The organism is Streptomyces alkaliphilus (assembly GCF_014141535.1).
In the GTDB taxonomy this organism is placed as follows: domain Bacteria; phylum Actinomycetota; class Actinomycetes; order Streptomycetales; family Streptomycetaceae; genus Streptomyces; species Streptomyces alkaliphilus.
This window is the reverse complement of the sequence record NZ_VKHT01001284.1, coordinates 1-1176: the sequence shown is the minus strand read 5'-3', so window position 1 is coordinate 1176 and position 1176 is coordinate 1. Positions and strand designations below refer to the sequence as shown.

The following is a 1176-nucleotide window of genomic DNA, read 5'->3' as shown; positions in this document are numbered from 1 at the left end:
ACTCCCGGCCGGGCTCACCGGCCGGATCGGGGACGGGGGGCCGGGCCGGCTTCCGGGACACCCCGGACGCCTTCCCCGTCGCGGGGCGCTCCTCCCCGAGGGATGTCCCGGCCGATGTCCCGACGGATGTTCTCCGAAGCGGCGGGGCGTCCCCGCCCTCCGCCGTGTGCAGCCAGCAGGCGGCCCACCGATCGGGGGTCACCTCGATCGGCTCGGGGGTGCGGGAGCAGATGTCCATCACGGAGGGGCAGCGGTCCCGGAAGTGGCAGCCGCGCCCGGACAACGGGAGCGGACCGCCGGTGGGTTCGGTGCCGGCGACCCACCGGGATCGACCGCGGGCCTCCGGGTCGGGTGCGGCGGCGGCCAACAGACGGGTGTAGGGATGGACCGGGTCGAGGATGACGTCGTCGGCCGGTCCCCGCTCCACCACCCGACCCCGGTACATCACCAGGATGTCGTCGGAGAAGTGCCGGGCGGTGGCCAGGTCGTGGGTGATGTACAGCAGGGCGAGGTCCTCCTCCCGGCGGAGGCGGGCCAGCAGGTGGAGGACCCCCAGCCGGATGGAGACGTCCAGCATGGAGACCGGCTCGTCCGCGACCACCACCCGGGCACCGGGGGCCAGGGCCCGGGCGATGGCCACCCGCTGGCGCTGGCCGCCGGAGAGTTCGTGCGGACGGCGGTCGGCGATGTCGGCGGCGGGTGCGAGGTTCACCCGTTCCAGCAACTCCTCCACCCTCGCGCGCCCCTCCCGACGGTGTCGGACCCGGCCGTGCAGCCTGAGCGGGCGCAGCAGGTGGTGCTCGACGGTGTGGAAGGGATTGAGGGAGGCGAAGGGGTCCTGGAAGACCATCTGCACGTGGTGCCGGTACGCCCGGCCGGGCACGGCACGGCCGGCGTCGTCGAGGGCGGTGATCACGCCGCCGGTGGGACGCTCCAGGCGGACGATCATCCGCGCCACCGTCGACTTGCCGGAGCCGGATTCCCCGACCAGGGCGACGGTGCGGCCGGGGCTCAGGGTGAAGGAGACCCGGTCGGCGGCCCGCAGCACGGAGCGGCGCAGACCGGAGCGCAACGGGTAGTCCTTGACGAGATCGCGGACGTGGAGGGTGGTCATCGCGGTGCCCTCTCGGTGGTCCCGGCTTCGCCGGCGGGGTCCGGGTGCCCGGGGTTCGGTGG

At 74.6% G+C, this 1176-nt stretch carries 1 protein-coding gene; it reads right to left on the bottom strand.

Annotation, left to right across the window (positions count from 1 at the left end; genetic code table 11):
• Nucleotides 1-1114 (bottom strand): ABC transporter ATP-binding protein (locus tag FNQ90_RS23995; protein WP_182608264.1); only part of this gene is annotated, 1114 nt, incomplete at its 3' end.
• Between the last annotated feature and the right edge of the window lie 62 nt (nt 1115-1176).